At 68.9% G+C, this 3,222-nt stretch carries 4 protein-coding genes; 2 read left to right on the plus strand and 2 right to left on the minus strand.

Translation table 11 applies throughout. The features are described 5' to 3' along the window. Window positions 1–407: integrase core domain-containing protein (locus tag GXZ33_RS04585; protein ID WP_291339706.1), on the plus strand; the 407-nt coding region annotated here is incomplete at its 5' end. Window positions 408–839: 432 nt separating this feature from the next. Here the strand turns inward: GXZ33_RS04585 and GXZ33_RS04590 are convergent. Further along, entirely contained in the window at window positions 840–1,559 is a 720-nt protein-coding gene (locus GXZ33_RS04590) for a CPBP family intramembrane glutamic endopeptidase (RefSeq protein WP_291339707.1), read from the minus strand. Further along, window positions 1,556–2,782, minus strand: coding sequence for an amidase (locus tag GXZ33_RS04595; RefSeq protein WP_291339708.1), 1,227 nt, complete (start codon window positions 2,780–2,782; stop codon window positions 1,556–1,558). Before GXZ33_RS04595 ends, GXZ33_RS04590 begins: the two co-directional genes overlap by 4 nt. 34 nt (window positions 2,783–2,816) lie before the next feature. On the opposite strand from GXZ33_RS04595, the gene GXZ33_RS04600 reads away from it, so the two are divergent. Then, window positions 2,817–3,222 (plus strand): prephenate dehydratase domain-containing protein (locus GXZ33_RS04600; protein ID WP_291339709.1); only part of this gene is annotated, 406 nt, incomplete at its 3' end.

Here is a 3,222-nt window from a genome sequence, read left to right on the forward strand (position 1 = left end):
GCTGGTCGATCGCCGACCACATGCGCACCAGTCTCGTCGAAGACGCCCTGGAAAACGCGGCCCGGGCGCGGGGCTCGTTGGCCGGGGCCGTATTCCACTCCGACCACGGACGGCAATACACCTCCTCAGCCTTCCAGACCACCTGTCGGCGGCTGGGAGTCCGCCAGTCGATGGGCCGGATCGGCTCGAGTGCGGATAATGCGATGGCCGAGTCGTTCAACGCCTCCCTCAAGCGAGAAACTCTCCAAGGTGCTCGTGGGTGGGACTCTGCCGAGGTGTGCCGTCGCGAGGTCTTCCGGTGGGTCACCCGCTACAACACTCGCCGGCGCCACTCAGCCCTGGACTACCGCTCGCCCCTTGCCTTCGAGACCGCGACGACGGCTGCTACCGTAGGCCTCGTTGCCTAACTGACACCAACGCCGTGTCCACTACTCGGGGGACACCCCCTGGTGAGGGTGCCGGCGTCGGCGGCACCGGTGATCGTCAATCCGATCTCGGCGGTCCGGCAGATGGTATCGGCCACGAGGTTGCCACTAGGCTGCACAGTAGGGTCCTGGTTCGGTCAGATGATGGTGTGGTAACTCTCATCTTGTACCGGCCAGGACCCCTATATGTTGTGCCACCCCGAGCCCCACCCCGTGGTCAGCTACGCACTCCAAATCGTGAAGAGCCCCTTTAGATTACAGATAGTGGAACCCCCTATTATTCGCGCAGGTGGGGGACTTTTTGTGGTCGCGCTCACGAAAAAGGTGCCCCGTAACCACGGCCCGCACATTTCTCAGCACAGGCCCACGTACAGCACAGGGCAACCTTGCCTTTTGTGGGAGAAACCTTCAGTATTAAAGGAACACAATACGGTCAGCCAGCAGCGCGTAACCGACGAACGCGACGGCGTCGATGAGGAAGTGCGCGATGATGAGCGGCCACACCCGGCCGGTGCGCCAGAAGAACCAGCCGTAGAGCACGCCCATGAGGATGTTGCCGAACCCCGCCGAGATCCCCTGGTACAGGTGGTAGCTGCCGCGGAGCACACTGGAGAAGGCCAGCGCGGCGGGCAGCCCCCACCCGAGCTGCCGCAGGCGGGTGAGCAGGTACATCACCACGACGATCTCCTCGCCCCAGGCGTTGGCGAAGGACCAGACAAGCAGCACGGGGACCTCACTCCACGGGTGCGTCAGCGTGGTGGGGACGACCTCCCGGGTCAGCCCCAGGTGCAGGGCGCCCAGGTAGAAGGCCAGCCCGGGGACGCCGATGACCGCCGCCAGGCCCGCCCCCCAGCCGAGGTCTGACCAGCGGGGTTCCGGTAATCGGATCTGCCCGGCCAGGAGGTACAGCGCGAGCGCCCCGTAGGCCAGGAGCGTGGTCGCGGAGGCGAGTTGCAGTCCGAGGTCGATCCACGGGGCGTTCGACAGCGTCTGGTGGAGGATGACCTGCTGCTCGGAGAGCGGGCGGGTGTCGAGCAGCGCGTCGGTCAGGCGCAGCACACCCCGGATCCCGGAGACGCCGAAGCTCACCGCTAGGACGATGAGGATCTCGGTCCACAGGCGCCGGCGGGTCACTCGTGGAGCTCCTGCGCGAGAGCCACCAGCTCCGCGTCGGACAGGCGGACCGCCCCGAGGTGCACGCCCACGGGTGGTCTGCCCGGCACCGGCCACGGCACGGACACCGCTGCACGCCCCGTCATGTTGAACAGCGATCCCCACGGTGACCAGCGGGTCTGCGCGAGGAAGTTCTCCTCGTGGTCCATCGCCGCGAAGTGCCCGATCGGCGGAGGATCATCCGTGGTCATCGGGGTGAGAAGAGCATCGACGTCCCAGTACTCGGCAAGGTGCCGCGGCAGGGCGTCCGCGTGCCGGTTGGCCTGGTCCAGGCGGGTGCGCGTGACCGCCCGGCCGTGGGCACGCAGCCAACCGACGAGTCCCTCCGCCGAACCCGGCAGCCCCGCCAGCTTCGAGGTGAAGATCGTGCGGAAGGCCTCGAAGGTGACCTCCGCGTCCGGGTACGGGTGGACCTCCACGACCTCATGCCCCGCCGCCACCAACCGCGCCGCCGCCTCGGCGACGGCCCGCAGATGCACCTCCCCGACGTTCGCGCCGGTGAACAGCGGCTGGGTGAGCACGCCGACTCGGCGTCGCCCCGGGGAGGGGGTGAGGGAGAGGAGGAAGGTGGCGTCGATAAGTGAGCGTGTGATGAAACCCTGCGCCGCCAACCGTGGCGCCGAGGGCTTGACCCCCACGACGCCGCAGGCGGCGGCCGGAACGCGGATCGACCCGCCACCGTCGGAGGCGTGCGCGGCGGGCAGCACACCACGGGCCACCAGCGCCGCCGCCCCACCCGAGGAACCCGCCGGCGTGCGCCCCGGCCAGAGGGGGTTGTCAGGCGCGGTGAACCCCGGCGGCTCCGTGTAGATCATCAACCCCAGCTCCGCGGTGTGCGACTTGCCCGGGATGAGCGCCCCCTGCGCCAGCAACGCCGCCGGCAGGGTGTCCGTGGTGTCGGCCGGGCGGGTGCGGTGCGCGGACCCGAAGGTCGTCGGCATGCCCGCCACCTGCGAGAGGTCCTTGACCGGCAGCAGCAGCCCGTGGAGACGCCCCCGCTCGGCGGTACGCAGCCGGTCGAGCCGCTGCGCCGCGTCATGCGCCTGCTCCAGGGCGAGATGGGAGAAGCCGTGTTCAGCGGGGCGCAGGGCACGCAGGCGGTCGGCGAGCTTCTCGACGGACTCCGCCGCCGAACGCTCCCCGGACCGCAGCTGGACGGCGAGCGCAGGCAGGGACAGGGTCATGCAGACCAGAATACGACTGGATAGGCTGTCATCCATGACCGCACCCACCACTGTCGCGTATCTCGGCCCCGCCGGCACCTTCACGGAGGCCGCCCTCATCCGTTTCCAGGACCAGGGTGCCTTCGGGGACAGCGAGGTCGAACAGCTCCCCGTCAACTCCCCGCGCGAGGCCCTCGACGCGGTGCGCGGGGGACGCGCCCAGTTCGCGTGCGTGGCCATCGAGAACTCCGTCGACGGCGCCGTGACCTCCACCTTCGACGCCCTCGTCGAGGCGGGCGGCGTGCAGATCTACCACGAGCTGGAGATCGAGATCGCCTTCTCCATCATGCTGCGCCCCGGTACGGAACTGTCCGACGTCAGGACCTTCACGACGCACCCCGTCGCCCACCAGCAGGTCCGTCAGTGGCTGGCACAGCACCTCCCCGACGCCCAGTTCGTCC

This window comes from Corynebacterium sp., assembly GCF_012838985.1.
Classification (GTDB): Bacteria; Actinomycetota; Actinomycetes; order Mycobacteriales; family Mycobacteriaceae; genus Corynebacterium.

Coding starts and splice junctions, on each gene's coding strand:
- GXZ33_RS04595 (WP_291339708.1), bottom strand. CDS start 2,782: ATGACCCTGTCCCTGCCTGCGCTCGCCGTCCAGCTGCGGTCCGGGGAG.